16 protein-coding genes and 1 tRNA gene are annotated in these 18,533 nt (G+C 63.2%); 4 read left to right on the top strand and 13 right to left on the bottom strand.

All coding sequences use genetic code 11. The features are described from left to right. Positions 1-2: 2 nt before the first annotated feature. The 6 genes from ACSQ25_RS21555 to ACSQ25_RS21530 all read right to left on the bottom strand — a co-directional run bounded on the left by ACSQ25_RS21555 (position 3) and on the right by ACSQ25_RS21530 (position 6,296). Positions 3-1,142, bottom strand: a complete 1,140-nt coding sequence (locus ACSQ25_RS21555) for a diguanylate cyclase (RefSeq protein WP_436107691.1) — start codon at positions 1,140-1,142, stop codon at positions 3-5. A 404-nt stretch (positions 1,143-1,546) separates the two neighbouring features. Next, positions 1,547-3,262 (bottom strand): malate dehydrogenase (quinone), encoded by a 1,716-nt coding sequence (gene mqo, locus ACSQ25_RS21550; protein WP_436107690.1) that lies wholly within the window; start codon positions 3,260-3,262, stop codon positions 1,547-1,549. Between the two features lie 114 nt (positions 3,263-3,376). Beyond that, on the bottom strand, positions 3,377-3,814 hold the full coding sequence (locus ACSQ25_RS21545; protein WP_436107689.1) for a MarR family winged helix-turn-helix transcriptional regulator: 438 nt from the start codon (positions 3,812-3,814) through the stop codon (positions 3,377-3,379). Between the two features lie 509 nt (positions 3,815-4,323). Beyond that, a complete protein-coding gene (locus ACSQ25_RS21540) occupies positions 4,324-4,971 on the bottom strand; it encodes a GNAT family N-acetyltransferase (RefSeq protein WP_436107688.1) in 648 nt (215 codons plus the stop codon). Position 4,972: 1 nt separating this feature from the next. Next, entirely contained in the window at positions 4,973-5,998 is a 1,026-nt protein-coding gene (locus tag ACSQ25_RS21535; protein WP_436107687.1) for a GNAT family N-acetyltransferase, read from the bottom strand. Then, positions 5,991-6,296, bottom strand: coding sequence for a hypothetical protein (locus ACSQ25_RS21530; protein WP_436107686.1), 306 nt, complete (start codon positions 6,294-6,296; stop codon positions 5,991-5,993). The genes ACSQ25_RS21535 and ACSQ25_RS21530 overlap by 8 nt, the downstream gene beginning before the upstream one ends. 978 nt (positions 6,297-7,274) lie before the next feature. Between ACSQ25_RS21530 and ACSQ25_RS21525 the strand changes: the two genes are divergently transcribed. Further along, complete coding sequence (locus ACSQ25_RS21525; protein ID WP_436107685.1) at positions 7,275-8,231, top strand: GNAT family N-acetyltransferase; 957 nt, start codon at positions 7,275-7,277, stop codon at positions 8,229-8,231. A 449-nt stretch (positions 8,232-8,680) separates the two neighbouring features. On the opposite strand, the gene ACSQ25_RS21520 is transcribed toward ACSQ25_RS21525, so the two are convergent. From ACSQ25_RS21520 to ACSQ25_RS21505, 4 genes are all read right to left on the bottom strand, one after another. Beyond that, a tRNA-Phe gene (locus tag ACSQ25_RS21520) sits at positions 8,681-8,756 on the bottom strand. A 186-nt stretch (positions 8,757-8,942) separates the two neighbouring features. Then, complete coding sequence (locus ACSQ25_RS21515; protein WP_436107684.1) at positions 8,943-9,509, bottom strand: lipocalin family protein; 567 nt, start codon at positions 9,507-9,509, stop codon at positions 8,943-8,945. An 82-nt stretch (positions 9,510-9,591) separates the two neighbouring features. Next, the gene (locus tag ACSQ25_RS21510) at positions 9,592-10,077 is read right to left on the bottom strand and encodes an acyl-CoA thioesterase (RefSeq protein ID WP_436107683.1); all 486 of its coding nucleotides are present in this window, start codon (positions 10,075-10,077) and stop codon (positions 9,592-9,594) included. Between the two features lie 64 nt (positions 10,078-10,141). Next, a complete protein-coding gene (locus ACSQ25_RS21505) occupies positions 10,142-11,824 on the bottom strand; it encodes a methyl-accepting chemotaxis protein (protein ID WP_436107682.1) in 1,683 nt (560 codons plus the stop codon). A gap of 244 nt (positions 11,825-12,068) precedes the next feature. On the opposite strand from ACSQ25_RS21505, the gene epsC reads away from it, so the two are divergent. Continuing rightward, positions 12,069-12,986 (top strand): serine O-acetyltransferase EpsC, encoded by a 918-nt coding sequence (epsC, locus tag ACSQ25_RS21500; RefSeq protein WP_436107681.1) that lies wholly within the window; start codon positions 12,069-12,071, stop codon positions 12,984-12,986. A gap of 36 nt (positions 12,987-13,022) precedes the next feature. Next, on the top strand, positions 13,023-13,724 hold the full coding sequence (locus ACSQ25_RS21495) for an alpha/beta fold hydrolase (protein WP_436107680.1): 702 nt from the start codon (positions 13,023-13,025) through the stop codon (positions 13,722-13,724). Here the strand turns inward: ACSQ25_RS21495 and uvsE are convergent. Continuing rightward, on the bottom strand, positions 13,717-14,607 hold the full coding sequence (gene uvsE, locus ACSQ25_RS21490; protein WP_436107679.1) for a UV DNA damage repair endonuclease UvsE: 891 nt from the start codon (positions 14,605-14,607) through the stop codon (positions 13,717-13,719). The genes ACSQ25_RS21495 and uvsE overlap by 8 nt on opposite strands. Before the next feature lie 233 nt (positions 14,608-14,840). On the opposite strand from uvsE, the gene ACSQ25_RS21485 reads away from it, so the two are divergent. Then, positions 14,841-15,311 (top strand): hypothetical protein, encoded by a 471-nt coding sequence (locus ACSQ25_RS21485; RefSeq protein ID WP_436107678.1) that lies wholly within the window; start codon positions 14,841-14,843, stop codon positions 15,309-15,311. A 27-nt stretch (positions 15,312-15,338) separates the two neighbouring features. Here the strand turns inward: ACSQ25_RS21485 and ACSQ25_RS21480 are convergent, their stop codons facing one another. Both ACSQ25_RS21480 and ACSQ25_RS21475 read right to left on the bottom strand, forming a co-directional pair. Further along, complete coding sequence (locus ACSQ25_RS21480; protein ID WP_436107677.1) at positions 15,339-16,244, bottom strand: CAP domain-containing protein; 906 nt, start codon at positions 16,242-16,244, stop codon at positions 15,339-15,341. 256 nt (positions 16,245-16,500) lie between these two features. Continuing rightward, positions 16,501-18,324, bottom strand: coding sequence for a tetratricopeptide repeat protein (locus tag ACSQ25_RS21475; protein ID WP_436107676.1), 1,824 nt, complete (start codon positions 18,322-18,324; stop codon positions 16,501-16,503). Positions 18,325-18,533: the final 209 nt, after the last annotated feature.

The raw sequence follows: 18,533 nt of genomic DNA, 5'->3' as shown, positions 1-18,533 counted from the left end.
CTTCACGGATGTACCTGGTTGCGCCCCGCGTTTTTTGCGGCATATACTGAAGCGTCCGCAGTGGCAAGCAAATCACCCACAGTCTGGTTGGGCGCCAAGCTGGCAACGCCGATCGATACCGTAACGTGCAAGCTCGGGTCCTGGAGAAGGGGCGACTGTGCCACACCCAGGCGCAAACGCTCTGCCACTTCCCGAGCCTCTTCCAGGCTTGTCCTGGGCAGGACAACGACGAACTCCTCACCGCCAAAACGCGCGCAAACATCCCCTGGGCGCAGGTATTCGCGCACCCGTTGGACAAAGGCCCGCAGGACATCGTCGCCAATCATGTGACCGAATCTATCGTTGATGGTTTTAAAAAAGTCGATGTCCAGCATCAGGATGGAAAAAGATTTTCCACTAGAAATGAAAAGCTCCGCTTGTTGTTTGAGGAGTTCGTCGAGTGCCCTGCGGTTACCCTGTCCTGTCAACGCGTCGGTGGCGGCGTCCAACTCGACCTTTTGCAGCGCCACACGCAGTCGTTCGGCGAGTGAAGCATTGGCGCGTTGCAGGCGGATGCCTTCGAGTAGGCGTTTAGAAATTTCGCGCGTGTAATACACAATGAGCGCGATAAAAACGGTGATGCCGGCCGCATAATCGGTAGCACTCTTTTGGTCAGTAACATGCAGCAAAAAGCCGAAGAGCGAAACAATCCAGATCGTGCCGATTTGCCGATAAAAGGCCATCGTATAGGTTGCATAGACCTGTGCATTGACCGCGATGACGCCACACAGCAGCGCGATAAGGGTAGCGTCCAGGATGGGGTCGTGTCCCATCAGAAACCAGATCATGAGACCCCAGGCAAAGCCATCCAGACCTGCGACCCAGTGGACGCGCCTGGCATAACGCTCATAACGCGAGCCGTCCTTGATCACGCCCTGCAACGCCCACAAGCTGGACGCCCACACGACAGCAGCCGTACCCAGCCAAGACATCATCGAAGTTTGGGGAACAATGCCCCAGCAAAACCACACCGCAAGCAGCCAGCCGACGGGCGTGGTGGTCAGCGCGCGGCGCAGCGCAATCACACATTCCGAAAAACCTGTGGCACGCGCATGGGCTTGGTCGGATTCGCTGACAGGCAGAGAGGGGCTCATGCGGTCCATGTGGTCGGATACGGCACTGGCATGTCATGCCTGGAGTAGCTTTGGGAGAGGTCGCAAAGCATTAACCGTATCCGCGTGGAAATAAAAAAAGTAAAGGGCGAGCTTACCGCAAAAACTTGGCGCTATCAACGCGGCTTGATCGGATGCGGACCAGCAGTAAATACAAAGCAGCGCTTAGACCTGCTGTTCGATGTTGATCTGCAACACGAGGAAACTGCTAGCGGGAAGGGATTGCAGCAGCTGGGCGACTAAATGCGACAACGCCAAGCTGCATGGGTTGGCGTTTCGTGACCGCCGCGCCGACAATGACGTGGGCGTCAGCCGAGTCTTGGTCTGACGCCCGTCAGCGCATGGGTTAGGGAAATCCCTGGATTGTTCCGGGAACCCGAGAGTTCCAGGCGGCACTACAGCGCGATGTCAGGCACTCTTTTCACTTGCCCAGGTTGAACGATTGCAGCCGCGCTTGGAGCGAAGTTCTCCAGGCTTGGCGACGCGATCGTCAGCTGCAGTGTTTCAGCGGTGCTTGCCCAGGTGGCCGCCAGCAGCTGTACATTTTCATTCAGCTTTTTTCCATAGGACGGAACGATTTCGCGAATTTTTTCCTGCCAGGCGGCTGTCTTCATTTGATCCGGGAAAACTCTCTCCAGCAGCGACAGCATGATCGCTGGCGAGGTAGAGCCACCTGGGGACGCCCCCAACAACGCAGACACCGAGCGATCTTCGGAAACCACCACTTCCGTACCAAGCTTCAGTACGCCGCCCTTGTCGGGCACGTTCTTGATGATCTGCACACGCTGGCCAGCTTGCCACAAACGCCAATCTTCATCCTTTGCCTCGGGCATGTAGCGGCGCAGCGCTGCCATTTTTTCTTCCTTGGACAGCTGCAATTGCTGCGCGAGATATTTTACAAGTGCAAACTCATGGGCGCCGACTTGAAGTTGCGGAATGATATTGGAGGGCGTGCTTGCCTTCACGATATCGGAATAAGCCCCATTCTTGAGGAATCGGGTGGACCAGGTGGCGAATGGCCCGAACAGCAATACCGTTTTACCATCCAGCACGCGGGTGTCCAGATGCGGCACCGACATCGGTGGCGAACCCGTATCCGCCAGGCCGTACACTTTGGCCAGATGGCGCGAGGCGATTGCCGGATTCTCGGTGACCAGGAACTCGCCACCGACCGGGAAGCCGGCATACTGTTTCGCTTCAGGAATGCCCGACAACTGCAGCAGCGGCAATGCGGCGCCACCTGCACCGATGAAAACGTGGCGCGCATCAACCGTCTGGACTTTGGAACTGTCGTTGACGTCGAACGCCGACACGCGCCAGGATCCATCCTCGTTGCGCGTGATCGAGCGGACCTCATACCCGGTCGAGATCTTGCTGCCAGTCTGGCTGAGATGCTTGTAGAACTGGCGGGTAATCGCGCCCAGGTTGACGTCGGTGCCGAGCGGCGAACGGGTGGCGGTAAGCATCTCGTCCGGTTTGCGGCCTTCCATCATGAGCGGAATCCATTCGGTAATCGTGGCCGGATCGGTCGTCAATTCCATGCCGGCGAACAGCGGTGATGCCTGTAGCGCCGCAACGCGCTTGTGCATGAAGTCCCGGTTCTCCTTGCCAAACACCAGATTCATGTGCGGCGTCGAATTGATGAATTCGCGCGGATTGCCCAGCACGCCCTTGCGCACCTGATGCGCCCAGAATTGGCGAGAGATCTGGAAGTTCTCGTTGATCTCGATCGCCTTGGTGATCTGTACTTGCCCTTTATCGTCCACCGGGGTGTAGTTCAGTTCGCAGAGCGCCGAATGACCTGTGCCCGCGTTGTTCCAGCCGTTGGAACTTTCCTCGGCAACTTTGTCCAGACGTTCGAATACTTCGAAGGTCCATTTCGGCTCGAGCTCGGACAGATAAACACCCAGCGTCGCGCTCATGATGCCACCGCCGATCAGCAGCACGTCAACCGTGCGATCTGCCTTGGCAGCACGGAACTGGCCCCCGAATGCAAGCGAGTAGCCGCCGACCACGGCTGCGGCGCCGACAGTGGTTCCGATAAACTTGCGTCGGGAGAAGCGCTTGCCGCTGGCGGGCGCTGCTGGATTCTTGCTGGTTTCTTGACTCATGCGATGAGTCCTCCTAAGAAAAATTGAACGCGACAGGCAGCCGTTGTTTAAAAAAAACGGTGCGCAGACGCGAGCTGATGTATTCAAGAATTACTTTTCTACCAATGGCGCAAACTACTGTCTGGCATTGAGCAGAATTCTTTCCAGCGCATGCTTGAAAGCTTGCGCTTCCTGTTCGCTGAATCCATTGAGCAACTGCCCGTAGACCTTATGGAGCGCCGCGTTGATCTGTGGGCAGAGCGCGACGCCTTTATCGGTCAGGGCAACATTGACCTGGCGACGGTCTTCCAGGTCGCGCACCCTGCGGACGATCCCCTTGGCTTCCAGACGGTCCAGCAGACGCGACATTGGGCCAGGCTCGATCCCGGCCAGCTGGCAAAACTCGTTGACGGTCCGCGCGTGATTGCGCATCGCACTGATGACCACGACAAACTGCGACGCGGTCAGGTCCAGCGGCAGCATTTCTTTATCAAGTGCTGCAAACAACGCGTTGCGAGCTTGGCTGATCAGGTAACCAAACTGTTCATTTTTTGATTCTTCAAATACAGCCATAATTCTGAAAAGATAAGAATTATATTTACCTAGGCAAATATGATTAATTGTGGATTCCCCGTATTCAATAGTGCGCAACTATGCCGGCGATTGCTATGGCGTTGAAGGCCAGACAACAGGTAGTGGAGCGGGATGCTTGCCTGAACTTGGGAAGGTCGGCACGACAACACGGGGAGTCGGCATCAAGAGCCGCTGTCTGAGGAGGGGGCGGAGATCGACCGACACAGGGAAAAGACGATCCCGGAAACCAAAACGCCCACTTGCATGAGTGGGCGTTTCGTGAGCGGTATTCTGGGTGGCCCGGGGCCACGCTCGAGTTGCCGGCACAAATGGCGCCGTGGAACATGCTGCTCAAAGGCGTGCTGTGGCACACCCTGACGCGCATGGCGGCCCACGTGGCCCATCATTAATTCGGTCACTGGATACTGGTCCGCACGCACGGGAAACGCGCCCGAAAGCCTGGATCGACCACAGCGAACTGGCGTGCCGCGCGAGCGAATCAGGCGTGTTCAGCGCCCTATGCGCAGGTCGCGATGGGCGCCGACGGTTCCGAGGTAGCGCCCCCCCCGGCTGGCCAGCAGCCATCCTGCATGCTGCCAGCCCAGGCTGAGGAAGGTGTTCACGGAGCGCAGGTTGGTCGCCTGCACATGCGAGAAGCACATCTGCAGCTCTTCTTGCGCCATGCTGGACGCAGTCGCCACCAGCAGCTTCTTGGCCCAGCCGCCTCGCCGGCTTGCGGGGTGCGTGTACAAAAAGCTCAGGAACGCATTACGCGATCCCATCTCGCACTTGAGCGGGCACGGCGTATCGGTGCGGGCGGCGCCAACGTCGATCCGGATCTGCGATCGCACAGCGCCGTCCTCGACCAGCGCGTAGATCCGCCCACCTTGCGCGAGCACCTTACGCACCCCGGCCCCGGTATGCGGGTTAATCTGGTCGAGCAGGCCGTCGGGACAGCGCGCCAAGTCGTCCTCGGAGGCCAGCCGCAGCAGCATACAGCCCGGCGGGCATGCCGTACCCTCGTCGCGCAGCGGCGCCGCGAACAGCATGTACACATCGAGTGCCAGCGCCTTGCGCAGCAACCAGAAGCCCAGACTGCGCGGGCCGCCGCGTTCCCGCAGCAGCTCCACCCGCTCGTGGTTCCAGAGCGCGCGCATGCTACAGCGGCTCCCAACTGGACAAGGCGGTTTTCAGCAGCCGATACCCGGCTGCGCCGACTAGCCCCGGCCGGAACAGGATCAGGTTCATCATCCGCGCGCCCGGCAGCGCGCCCCAGCGCTGCTTGTAACCGGAGTCGCCCTGGCCCCAGTCGACCAGGCGCAGGCCGCGCCCGATCGCGTCGCGGAAAATGTCGAGCGAGAGCAGCGAGCCCGGGCTCGACGCCTTGAACTCTTCGTCATAGCCGTTGGCCACGATGCACATCGTCTGCCCGTGTTCGAGGTGCAGCGAATAGGCGATGTCGCGTGCGCCGCAAGAGAGCAGCCAAAGCACGACCTCCGGCCCGTCGCCGTGTTGCGTCAGTCGTGACCAGTAGGCTTGATTCGGCGCGCCCACGAGCTTGACGTCGCCTCCCTGTTGCGCAACCCAGGACGCCTGTTCGACCAGCGCCGCGCGCTGCAGCAGCGCGCCCGCTTGCGCCACGGTGAGCCGATGTCGTTCCGTGGTCACCGGGCCCTGCTTGTCGAGGCGGCGCCGCAAGTAGGCGATGTTTTTCCACAGCGACGCGCTCACTTGCGCCTGAAGCGCCTGCGCCGACGCCGGCAAGGCCAGTTCGAACACCTGCCCGCTCACCTGCTTCAGGCCACGCCAGCCGCGCGCGCGCAGCAGGGTAACGAAGCGCTGGGTATCGGTATCGCCGTCGATGAGCGGTCCCATGCGCAGCACGGCGCCGCGTGGCCGCCGGGTCAGTTCAGCGGCGAGCCCGGCCAGCGCAGGCTCGCCGCCGCCCGGCTCGACGGCCACGCCGCGCCACGGCCAGTAGTAGCCGCCCAGCGCCCATAGGTCCAGCTTGCCCGTGCGCTTGCGCGCGAACGCGACTTCTGCGCCCGGGACGCGGACCACCGTCAGCGGGCCGCGCCAGCCGTTGTCGGGCAAGTAGGCATGTTCCCATGCCTCGGAGGTATGCGCGCGCACGAAACCGCGCCGCGCCAGCGCATTGGACGACAGGTCGCGCTCCTCAACCATGTCTGCGGATCAGTCGGCGTACTTTCGCCTTGACGCCGTAATGGTCCAGCAAGCCACCGGCCCAGCCGGAGAACCGGTCCATCAACGCGTGACTGCGCACGATAGCGGCATTGCGCAGCGTGGCCCGTGCCAAAAACATGTGGGCGCACTGGCGCTGGTGGGTGGCCAACAGGCGCTTGCGATCGGACTGGCCTTCGATGAAATCAAAGTAGCGCAGGCCGCCTTCATTGACTTGGAACAAGGTACAGTCGCTCAGCTGAAACTTGAACGGCACGTCGCGCACTTGCCAGGGACTCATCCTTGCCGCTTTCTCAGTGCACCGGCCGGCGCGCGATACCCGGCAGTTCGAAGTTGCGCGACACCAGCGTTGCCGCTGGCAAGCCCTGGTCGGGCATCAACCAAGATCTCGACATCGTATGTAAAGTGAGCTTGCATGAAGAGACGGATACCCCGTTGAATAATAGTCAAGAATTATCCTACATTTTTTACAAGTACGCTCAACACTCGTCGCCCCGATACGCCCGCCTCAGGCCACCTCGGAGAACAAGCTCGCGTCGCCGCGCCGGTCGAGGGTATAGTAAAGCCATCCCTGTTTGCAATATTGTTTTCAACAATATCGTGATTTCAGCGATGGGTACAGCTTCCAAGAAGTCGGGCACTCCCGACGATCAGCAGTTTACGTTGTTTGTCGCGTCAGATGACGGGCTTCATTCTTTAAGGTGTGATGCAGGGCGTGCATTCGCTGTGTGAGCTGGGCGCTTGGCCCGTCCTGATCTCGGCTGCACGTGGATCACCGGGGGCATTGCCCCTGACTTCACCAAGATTGGCCGGTCCATCACGAAGCACGCAACGATGCTCACTACGCGCAAGCTGCACTTACGGCCCGGCCGAGCGCCGTCAGTTCCGCTCATGCCGGCCAGCACGCAACCGCGAACCAGATGGTCCGAAATGATTGACGTGTTGACAATTCCTGGCAGCACGGGGCATGATATTGTGGCCGCATGGGGAAGGTTTTCAGGTCTTTTCAGCTTGTTGCCACGCCATGCTTCATTTTCGTGGCGCGACGGCGTGTTCACCGACGCGATATGACGGCTCGTGCGCTTGAATCGCCTGTCCTTAAACTGCAGGCGAAAAACCGCGTTTTGTGCTTCTCGGAATGGCTTTCTCGACCACCCTGTAAATCCCTCAGATCCGGCAGCGCTGCTGCCGGCCGATGCAGCGAGCAATCAATATGATATGCCGCTCATTTTGTTAAAGATTTTAGGAATGTGTAGAAGTGAATGAAATTCAATTTGAGTCGGTGAGGAAAGCCAAAGTCCGTCTAAAGTACTTATTAGGAGAATTGGTCCTTGGAAATTGGTATCCTGAACTATTAGTACTTACCCCCAGAAGGTTTGAGCAAGAAGGCTGGCCCTTGGCACCCGAAGTACTTGCTGAAATGTTGGGGGATGAGAATGATGGTGCATTTTGCAGGAAAGTACCAGCTGAGAACTTTGAGCCAGGCTTAGGAAAATACGGATCTTTCCTCAGTTACGTGCCGTATCGTGATGTACTTTATTATGTATCGGTGAGTGGAAGTTTCACTGAGTATTTGAATAAATTTTCTACGAAGTCTCGTCAAAATTTGACTCGCTCGGTTCGACGTTTTGCGGAGCGTCAACAGGGACTCCCTAGTTGGGAAGTATATGTTGATTATGAGACGATTTCTGAATTCTATTCAGAAGCTTTGCGCATTTCGAAGCAGACATACCAGACAAAATTACTTCATGCCGGGTTGGCAGATAGCGAGGCCTTCCTTGAACATATGAAAAATTTAGCACGGAATGGGCAAGCACGCGGATATCTCCTTCGGGACTCTGGTAGAGCTATCGCTTTTGCATGGTGTCGCCAGCAAGGTGATCGATTAATTTATGATACGGTTGGATATCTACCAGAGTTCTCCAATTTATCTGCGGGAACTGTGCTGCTCTATCATATTATTGAGGATGTTTTTTCGTCTGGCAATTACAAGGAAATCGATTTTGGACCAGGAGAAGCGCAATACAAGTCGATGTTCTCAACCCATCGCAAAGAGTTCGTCGATCTCTATTTATTGCGTGATACAGTTCGTCATAGAATTTTAGTAAGTGCTCATTACTACTTGCTACTCATTAGCGGCGCAATAGGCCGGTTGTTAGAGCGGTATGGGGTGAAAAAATATCTGAAGGCTTGGATAAGAAGATTAAAAAGTTGAGTCGCGGTAGGGAAGCGGCCAGGATGTTCCCGAATGTGATGGATGTTGCGCGTCACAACAGCCAGTGCGACGTAGCGCTTACATCCTGTGATGCCGTGATCAAGGCGTTTGTCGAGACCATCCACTTCTAGCATTGATCGCCGACTAGACCGCCGAATGAGCACGCCATCCCTTAAATTCCTTTGTGCTGGCGAGGTCGCCATGGCAGCCGTTGCCGGTACCAAAGGCAATCGGAAGATGACTTTGACAAATCGAGCGATTGGTAGTGGTCGGTGCGTCCACATGTCAGGCGCGTCGGGGAGCGCGGTCGCTCGGACGATTTGGTCGCGAGTTTGCGGGCTTGTTTTTGCGGGGTGCGGCGTACCGGAAATAGACCGGAGCCGAGAACTGTGAAATCCACAAACGAAAACACCAACCTGTGATGGTTGGCGTTGCGTGAACTATGTTCTTGGTGGCCCGGGGCGGAATCGAACCACCGACACAAGGATTTTCAATCCTCTGCTCTACCAACTGAGCTACCAGGCCAAGGGCTCGCATTCTAGCACAAGGCTTGGCTCTGCGGTAGTGCTTCCGCTAAGAGCGCCTGACAATTCCCCGATGGCTGCGTTGCATCGTCTCGCCGTACTAGCGTACTGTCTTCGCGGTCCGCCGCTGCGGCGATGCGCCTTGCCCTCGGGGTTTTGTTAGACGCTCTGAACCGGCCGGCGCTGTTCACTCTGCCTGTTTTGTCGGCGCCAGCCGGTTCATGTCCAGGCCCTGGGCCCGCAGCCGGCCCAGCAGGGCGTCATAGGCGGCCGGATCGACCTTCGGGGTGCGCGACAGGATCCACAGGTATTCGCGCTTCGGCTCGCTGACGGCGGCCAGCTGATACGCCGGATCGAGGTCGATCACCCAGTAGTCGCCCCAGACCATCGGCAGCCAGGACAGGATGGCCGGTGCGAAGCGCACTTCCAGCTTCGGCGAGGTGGCGCCGCCCAGCTGGCGCGCCACGCCACTGGCCGTGTCGGTACTGCCGTCGGCGCGCCGGCAGCGGTTCACCACGTCGACGCGGCCGTCCTCGCGCAGGCTGTAGGTGGCGGTCGTGAAGCCGGCACACTTCTTCTGGAAATCGTTGGGGAACTTCGCGATCTCGTACCACGTTCCCATGTAGCGCTTGGCGTCGAGCGAGGGGATGGTGGCAAGCGGCCTGGCGCCGCCAGCTTCCTGGCCGGCCGCGCGGGACGGCGGCGCTGATAACAGCAGCAGGGGCAACAAGGATGCAAGCAGGACGGTCTTCATGCGCGCTTCCGGAAATGGTCGAGCCCAGATGGTAGCCGCGCCCGGCGCATGCCGACGCACGGCAGGAATGCTGTCGCCGCGATCAGGAACGCGCGGCGGCGCGCTCGGCATGCCGGCGTTCGAGCGCCAGCCGGGCGTCCTTGCGGCCCTTGGCTTCCTCGAAGCGGCGCTGCTCCTCTTCCGTCGACGGCTGCAGCGGCGGCACCGCGACCGGCTTGCGGTCGTCGTCCACCGCGACCATCGTGAAGAAGCAGCTGTTCACGTGGCGCACCGCCTGCGAGCGGATGTCCTCGGCGATCACCTTGATGCCGATTTCCATGGAGCTGCGCCCCGCGTAGTTCACCGAGGCGAGGAAGGTCACCAGCTCGCCGACGTGGATCGGCTGGCGGAAGGTGACCTGGTCCACGCTCATCGTCACCACGTAGCGGCCGGCATAGCGGCTGGCGCAGGCATAGGCGACCTGGTCGAGCAGCTTGAGAATGGTGCCGCCGTGGACGTTACCGGAGAAGTTGGCCGTGTCCGGGGTCATCAGGACCGTCATCGACAGCTGGTGGGAAGGCAGGTTCATGCAGGACTCAAGAAAGGTAGGGGTATGTCATGGTGCTTCAGAATCGCCGGGCCGGCAAGCAGGCCTAGAACTCTTCCCAAGCTTCTTCGGCCGCCTTGCGCTCGACGGGCGTGGACGGGGCAGGGCGAGCCGGCTGGACGCGCCTTTCCGTCACTGCCGGGACTGCGCGCCTGACGGAAGGCGCCGTGGGCTTGCGCAGCGGCCGCTCGGCGAGCCTGAAGACCGCCACCAGCTGGCTCAGGCGCGCCGCCTGCTCCTTCATCGACTCGGTCGCAGCCGCCGATTCTTCCACCAGGGTCGCGTTCTGCTGGGTGCCCTGGTCCATGTCCGCCACTGCGCGGTGTACCTGCTGGATGCCGCTGGCCTGTTCCTTGCTCGAATCGACGATCTCGCCCATGATCGCGGTCACCCGGCCGATGCTCTCGACGATGCCGGTCATGGTCGCACCGGCGCGGCCGGCCAGGTCGGCGCCCTGCGAGACGCGGCGGGTCGAATCGTCGATCAGTTCCTTGATTTCCTTGGCCGCAGCCGCCGAACGCTGCGCCAGGTTGCGCACTTCGCCGGCCACCACGGCGAAGCCGCGGCCCTGCTCGCCGGCGCGCGCCGCTTCCACCGCGGCGTTCAGGGCCAGGATATTGGTCTGGAAGGCGATGCCGTCGATGACGCCGGTGATGTCGACGATGCGCGCCGACGAGGCGTTGATCGAACCCATGGTCTGCACCAGTTGCCCCACCATCGCGCCGCCCTGCTGGGCCACCGTCGATGCGGCCACCGCGAGCCCGTTCGCTTCGTCGGCGCTGGCCGCGCTGTGCTGGACCGCGTGTGCCAGCTCGTTCATCGAGGACGCGGTCTGTTCCAGCGCGGCGGCCTGGCTCTCGGTGCGGCGCGACAGCTCCTGCGCTTCGCTCGCCATCGCCTCCACCGAGGCGCCGATGGTGGCGGTGCCGTCGCGCACCTGGCCGACGATCTGCGCCAGGCTGTCGCGCATGCCTTGCAGGGCATGCAGCAGGCTGCCCTGGTCGCCCGGCCGCAGCGCGATCCGGACGTCGAGCTTGCCGGCGGCGATTTCGCCGGCCACGCGCGCCGCCTCCGCCGGTTCGCCGCCCAGGCGCCGGAACAGCGCGCGCGCAAACAGCATGGAGGCGGCGATGCTGCCGGCGAGGGTCAGCAGGCACAGGGTGACCAGCATGGTGGTGCTGGCGTGCGCGCCCTCCAGCACCTGCTTCGCCATGGCGTCGATGGCATGGTGCTGCAGGGCCTGCAGCGCGGAGACCTGGTCCAGGTAGTGCTGGGTGGCCGGCACGAACTCGCGTTCATACTGAGCCATGGCCTCGGCAGCCTGGCCGTCCGTCTTCAGCTTCATGACCCGGTCGCGGGTGTCGATGTAGCGCCCGCGCGCCTCGCCGATGGCGGCGAACAGTGCCTGTTCTTCCGGCGTGTCGAGCAGTTCGCCGATCCTGTTCTGCAGTGCGCTGGTGCGCCGGCTCGATTCCGTGCTCTCGGCCGCAAAGGCCTTGGCCAGTTCGGCATCGCTCGAACGCGCGACCGCGGCGGTGCGCTTGGCCGATACCGAGGTGTTGAGCAGCCATTGCGAGGCCAGGCGCTCCTTTGCCAGCGGGCGCTGGGTGAGCGCTTCGGTTTCCTGGGACATCACCTGCAGGCGCCAGATGGCAAGCGCCGTCGATAGAAAGGAAATGATGATGACGAACGCAAACACGGTTCGCAGCTGGGCTCGGACACTGGACACTTCGGCTCCCGGGTGGGTAGAGGGGTTCATGCTGGTGCAGCCCGCCCCAAAATGGGGCAGCCGGCGGCACATCGACTGCTGGACTGCTTGGTCAGACCGCAGTTCGTTAACATAAAGCAAAATATGGACCAGAAGTAATGAAGTTCCTCAACTTATGCGTGACCACTATTTCACAACGGTTTCCGCATATCGATCCCTGATTTATGTCGTTGGCCAGTGCCGCCAAAGCGGGTAGGCTCGGCACATGAACAGCGATTTCCCGACCTCCTCCGGCTCCGTGCAATGGCACCTGGGCCCGATCATCGATGCGCTGCGCACCTCGCGCGAATCGACCCATAACATCCGCCACCAGGGCCGGGTGCGCGAGCTGCCTTCGCGCGAAGTCCTTGCCCAGGTGGTGAACGGCGTCTCGGCGGCGCTGTTTCCGACCCATTACGGGCGGCCCGACCTGAACGACGAAAGCATCGATTACTTCGTCGGCGACACGCTCAACGTCACGCTCGACCGGTTGGTCGGGCAAGTGCGGCGCGCCCTGCGCTTTGCGCCCCAGTTCGAGGATGCCGACGAGGCGGCGCTGTCCGAACAGGCGCGCGCGATCACGCGCGAGTTTGCCGCCAGCCTGCCGGCGATCCGGGCCTTGCTGGTGTCGGACGTGCAGGCCGCGCTGGCGGGCGATCCGGCCGCCAGTTCGGTGGCCGAGATCATGCTGTGCTATCCGGGCACCCTCGCCATCCTCTACCACCGCCTGGCGCATTGCCTGCACCGGCTCGGCGTGCCTTTCCTGGCGCGCCTGGTCGCCGACATCGGGCACTCGCTGACCGGCATCGACATCCACCCGGCGGCCAGGATAGGCGGCAGCTTCTTCATCGATCACGGCACCGGTGTCGTCATCGGCGAGACCGCCATCATCGGCGAGCGCGTGCGCCTGTACCAGGCGGTAACGCTGGGCGCCAAGCGCTTCCCGGTGGACGCCAGCGGCGCACTGGTCAAGGGCGCGCCGCGCCATCCGATCGTCGAGGACGACGTGGTGATCTACGCCGGCGCCACGGTACTGGGACGGATCACGGTGGGAGCCGGCTCGACCATCGGCGGCAACGTATGGCTGACGCAAAGCGTCCCGCCGGGCAGCAACGTTTCGCAGGCCCAGTCGCGCAACACCTGACGCAGGGTGACGGAACGGCTGCGTTATCATGGCGCGATGTCTATCCTGCTCGTACCCGGCTACATGGCCGACGAAACGCTCTGGGACGACGTGCTCCAGCCGCTCGGCAAGTTCGGACCGGTCACGCACGCGGACCTGCGCCACGATTCCTCCATCGAAGCGATGGCCAGCCGCGCGCTGGCCGACGCTCCCTCCCACTTCATCCTGGTCGGCTTTTCGATGGGCGGCTACGTCGCCCGCGAGATCGCACGCCTGGCGCCCGAGCGCGTGCGCGCGCTGGTCCTGATCGCCACCTCGACCCGCGCCGATACCCCATCGTTGCGGCAGAGCCGCGGCACGGTCGGCAAGGCCGCGGCGTCGGTCTCGTTCTCGGGCCTGAGCAAGACCGCGATCGCCACCTCGCTGCACCCGAAAGAGGCCGCCAACGAGGCCTTGATCGAACGCGTGCGCGCCATGGGCGTGCGCCTGGGCGGCGAGGTGTTCCGCCGCCAGTCCGCGATCGTGCGCACCAGTGACCGCGAGCGGCTGCACGAGATCCGCTGCCCGACCCTGGTCGTCGCGGCGGGACAGGACCGGCTGCGTTCGCGCGAGGAGGCGGAAGAGATGCATGCCGGGATCCCGGGTGCGGAGTTCGCCCTGATCGAGGACAGTGGCCACATGCTGCCGATCGAGGCGCCGCAAGCGCTGCTCGCGGTGATCGAGCCCTGGCTCGACAGGGTCACGTCCAAGCTTAAATAGCGGCGGATGCCGACCAGGCGCGCAATCCACGGATTGCTTCTTCCTTGAGCTTGGCCTCGATCTCGATATAGGGCGCGCTCAGGTAGGACGAGGGCATCACCTCGATCAGGTCGGCATGTTGGCGGTCATTGAAACCTTCGCGTCCGTTCGAAATGTGCACCAGCTGATGCGCGGGATTGGCCCAGGTGGCGCGCGCCTTCAGCAGCATGTCTCCCACGCTGGGATCCTCGTAGCTCGACAGCTTGTCATGTACCACGTGGTGGTGGGCGTCGAACACCATCGGCACGCCGGCGCGCATGCAGATCTCGTAGATCTCTTCCGCGCCATAGGCATACTCGTCATTCTCCAGCCCCAGGCGGCAGCGGATGGCGTCGGGAAGCAGGGCGATGCGCTCGACCAGCGCGTCGGCGCGATTGCCCTTGCCGCCGTGGATCTCGAGCAGGGCCCAGGAAGAACGTGGCTGCTCGAGCAGGTCCATGATGTCGGCGTGCATTTGCAGGATCTTGACGCTGTTCGCCACCACCCCTTCCGAATCCGAACTCAGCACCACGAACTGGTCCGGGTGCATCACCAGCCGGATGCCGCGTTCGGTCGCACGCCGGCCCGAGCGTCCCAGGGTCGCGGCAAAGGGCGCCAGCACCTCGCGGCCGATGTCCTCGTCGGCAAACGGAAAGATCGAGGAGGGCAGGCGGTACAGGCGGATGCCCTCGGCCTCGCAGTAGCGCAGCGCCTTGTCCAGGGTCTGGATGTTGTCGCGGTACAGGTCTTCGAGCAGCTTGCGCTGGGCGTCGAGGCTATGCTCGAGCAGGCGCTTGCGCGTGACCGTGCGGTAGCGGACGTCTTTCGACGCGGTAATGCAGACGAGGCCGAGGTTCGGTTGCATGGGTTCCCTGTGCTTAAGCAGGTCCGCCGCGCGCGGACTGCCGCGCCAGTCTATCCAAACCGGGTTTTCCCGTGCGTCCGCTTCGCCGCTCCAGGCCCACGCTGCCGGGACAGGAATGGGACATCCTTGCGGACGCCCTTGAACCCGGAACTTGGGCAGAATATTCCGACCGGCGGGCGGCCGGACCGGCCGTCCGCGCCATCGGAAACACCAATGCTCAACAGGAGGAATCGATGACCGACCAGGAACGCGACAAGCAGGGACAGGGTGGGCAGTCCACACAGGGAAGCAGCCGGCAGGCCACGCGCAGCGACACGCTGGCGGAGGGCGGCGCCCGGCCGGTGGGCGCACAGGGCGGACCGACCGGATCGGAGATCGTCGGCGCGGCCGGCGGCACCGATGCCTCGGCAGCGGCGGCGCAGTCCGGAAGCCGGGGACCGGGCGGCGCCGGCATGCGGGAGCAGGGGGGAGCGCAAGGCATGCCGGGCTCGCCGGGCGGCTCCTTCGGTGGCGGCGGCAGCCCGGCGGCGGGCGCCTCGGCCGGCGGCAATGCGATGGGTGAAGCCGCCTCGGCGGACGACACCCGGACCGGAATCGGCACCTCCTCGGGGCACGGCACGTCGGTGGCTGGCGGCGACCCCAGCAGTGGTGCAAAGCCGAACCCCGGCAAACAGGGCGGCGGGGGCGGTGCGTCCACTTCCTGAGCTTGCTTCCCTTGCAGGGCGCGTAGATCAGCGCGGGCGGCCGAACACCTGGGTCCAGTACACGATGCCGCTGCGCTTTTCTGCAGCCACGCCGTAGGCCGCGCCCATCTCGGTAAAGCTGGGATTCATGATGTTGGCGCAGTGCCCTGGACTGTCGAGCCAGCCGGCCACGGCCTCGTCGGGCGTGCTCTGGCCGAAGGCGATGTTCTCGCCAACCCGCTGCCAGGCATAACCGGCGCGCGCGGCGCGGTCGGCCGGCTGGCTGCCGTCCTTGGCCCGGTGGCTGAAGTAGCGGCGCGCCGCCATGTCGCGGCTGTGCGCCAGCGCGGCTTCACCCAGCCGCGGATTCCAGCTGACCGGCGGCGCGGCCGCGAACTGCTGCCTGCCGCAGCTGCGGGCGCTGGCGCGCGCCGCATTCACGCCGGCCAGGATGGCCTTGCCGGCCTCGTGCCAGTCCGGAAAGGTATCGGAAGGCAGCGGCGGCGCCGCCTTGGCCAGGATGACGGTCCATTCGTCACCGCTGCGGTAGCTGCCGACCGTCGAGAAGCGGGTATCGAGCAGGGTCGCGCAGTATTTTTCCTGCAGCACGGCCATTGCCTCCGCCGGCGTTTGGGGACCGCTCACGCTGACGCTCACGGCGCGCTCGGCGGCAAAGCCGGCTTGCTCGAGCGCCGCTTCGATGAAGGTGGCCGGCCCGATGCGCACCCGCGCCAGCGCCGGGTGCGGCGCCAGCGCCTCGACCGGGGCAGCGCTGCGGCCCAGGCAGCTGCCCGGGGCTTTGCGGTAGCCATTTATCAAGGTGGTCAATTGCTCGGCGCCATAGGCAGGCGCCGGCAGGGCCAATGCCATGCCGGGCCAGGCGCCGGCCAGCGCCAGCAGCAGGGGCCCAATGCCGCGCATCTGGCATGGCAGAGTCAGGATTTTCGGTAGCAAGATCAATCTCCGGCCGCGGGAGCCGCGGCCATTCAAATGTAGCGGATGCCGGGCGCTGCGTCATCGCACCCGGTGGCAAAGCTGAATGAAAGGACATTGACAGGAAATCAAGCCGGCCCCAAAAGCAAAAACGCCGACCACAGGTCAGCGCTTTTCTCGATTGTTTGAGGCAGGACAGCAGGATGACGCATCTGTCGCGAACGTCCACTATAGCAGCGCCGCAAACAGCTGCAAAGCGCCCCGCTGTAACAATCCACTACAGCCGTGTCAGCGGCGGGCCGCCCGGGTCACCCAGCCAGGTCGTCTCGAAGCGCTTGCGGGCCGCCGCCAGCGCGGGAGCGTCTCCCCGCTGCTGGTAGATCTCGATCAGGCCGCGCAAAGCCCAGCCGTTGCTTGGTATGCGGGCGAGCGACTCGCGGAACACCTGTTCCGCCGCATCCAGCTGGCCGGTGCGCAGCAGTGCCGCGCCCAGCGACTGGCGTACCGGGTAGTACCAGTAGGGCGGTTCCATATAGGGCAGGCCGTCCTGCACCGCGATCGCTTCGCGGTAGGCCGCTACGGCCTCGGGCATATTGCCGCGCGCATCGGCCAGGCGTCCGCGTGCGACCGCGCGCGCGGTCTGCACGATCTCGCGCGCCGGGATGTTCCATTCCGCGATCGGCTTGAAGTCGGCAGTGCGCTCGAGGCGCTCGAGCGCCGCGAGTTCGTGGCTGCCTTCGGCATGCATGCCCTTGCGCGCGAAGCCGACGGCGCGGGCATAGTGCCACATCGCCCTGACCAGCACGAAGTCGGGTCCGGGGTCCGGCAGGGCCAGCAGGGTGTCCGGCGAACTGAACTGCACATGCGAGAAATAGGGCGCGGCCTTGACCGGCTGCAGGCTGGGGAAGCCCTTCAGCAGTTCGGGGCTGATCGACTTGTCGAGCTTGCCGGCTGCCTCGAGCGCGGTGCGGCCGTCGCCGCCCATCAGGGCCGACACCATGACGAAGTGGATGTTGTGCGGGTAGTAGGCGCCGCGGTAGACCGGGTCGCTCGGCGAGCGCCCGAAGTACTGCTCGTCGACGGCGATCGCATCGAGGTTGGACTGCAGCGCCTCGCGGTACATGCCGAGCCGGTAGTAGATGTGGGAGGGCATGTGCACGACGTGGCCGGCGCCGGGAATCTGGCGCGCAAGTATCCTGGCGGCCGGCAGCGCCCGCTCCGGATGGGAGGATGCCTCGACCGCATGGATGTAGTAGTGGGCCGCGCCCGCATGGCTGGGATTGCGTTCCAGCACGCGTTCGAGGGCGGCCACCAGGTCGGCGGTGCGGTTCTTGGGCTCGGCGCCGCCGGCCTGCCAGTAGTCCCAGGGCGACAGGTCCATCAGCGCTTCCGCATACAGTACCTGGATGGTGTCGTTGTTGGGGAAGCTGCGCGCCGCCTCGGCCATGGCATCGGCGTAGGCCTTGTCGAGGGGAGCGCGGTCGGCGGGCGGCTCCGGCTGGTAGCGGCGGGCGACGGCACGGATCAGGGCCTGTTCGGGCGGCGTGGACTTGCCTGCCAGCGACACCGCCTTCGCGGCCGCGGCGGCTGCCGGCCCGGCGGCTTCCGGGAACATGGGCGCATTGATATTCGGGCCGAGCACCAGCGCCTCGCCCCAATGGCACATGGCGCAGCCTGGATCGTGCTGCTGCGCCGCGCGGAAGGCGCGTGCCGCCTCGGCGTGGTTGAAGGAGAAGGTGAGGCGCATGCCCTGGTCGAAATAGGCCTGGGCGCGCTTGCTGGCGGTCGTGACGGGAATATGCAGGTTGCCGAGGTTGGCATACAGGGGCGGCGCCGCATCGGCTTTCTGCACACTACCCTTGGGCGGCGGCACGATCTGGCCCGGCCTGAACGGCGCAGTCTCTGCCTGTGCCAGCACGAGGCGATCGAGCAGCGGCGGACGTCCGGGACGCGCCGGCGTGCAGGTGGCGCCGGGGGCGAACAGGGGATCGAAGGCTTGCCTGGAATCGGCGGCGGCCGGAGGATGGGCGGAAAACAGGGCTGCAAGCACGGCCGCAAGCGCTGCCGCCCCGACTGCCGTGAAGATGCGTACGGATCTCATCGTTCTCTCCCATCCGGCTTAGGGGGTTACCGGCATTGGGCTTTGATGCCGGTTTTGGGCTTCTGGTTTCAAGAAGGCCCACTCCAGTCTAGGCCAGATTTGCGCCGCGTCAAAGATCAAAGCATTTGCCTTTTGGGGCAGACAACGAGACAATGAGATTCCTGCCATAAATATAACATTTGGGCATCGAGTCAGCACTGCGCATCCAG

Source organism: Massilia sp. LjRoot122, from assembly GCF_964252725.1.
GTDB lineage: Bacteria > Pseudomonadota > Gammaproteobacteria > Burkholderiales > Burkholderiaceae_D > Telluria.
The sequence above is the reverse complement of the archived record's forward strand: the minus strand, read 5'-3'. Positions and strand labels throughout refer to the sequence as shown.